This is a genomic window from Burkholderia sp. PU8-34, assembly GCF_053427725.1.
On the sequence record NZ_JBSAXC010000094.1, the window covers coordinates 1 to 305 of the forward strand.

Below are 305 nucleotides of genomic sequence, written 5' to 3' on the forward strand. Positions count from 1 at the left end.
GTAAAGATCTTCTTTTCGCAAGATGCAAGGAGTTTGGTGCTTGGCAATTTCTGACGATTGCCATGTGGTTTTCTGACGTTGAGGTTGCTATCGTTCGTCGTTCTGAAAGAAACGCCGGTAAGAACGATGAACAACAAGACCTACCGTCTGGTGTATTCCAGACTCCGGGGAATGGTGGTGGCTGTCGAAGAGGCGGCGACTGCCGCGGGGAAAACGGCATCCGGCGAGGGCCGTGCCGGCCGCCGCGCGATCGGCGGTTCGGGCTTGCTGATCGCGGCTGCTTCGCTGGCAGCCGCGCCTTCGAA

Annotated in this window: 1 protein-coding gene; it reads left to right on the forward strand. The window is 58.0% G+C overall.

Annotation, left to right across the window (positions count from 1 at the left end):
- Window positions 1-126 precede the first annotated feature (126 nt).
- Window positions 127-305, forward strand: a 179-nt coding sequence (locus ACV22Z_RS35870) for an ESPR-type extended signal peptide-containing protein (RefSeq protein ID WP_448080962.1), incomplete at its 3' end; no start/stop codon positions are given.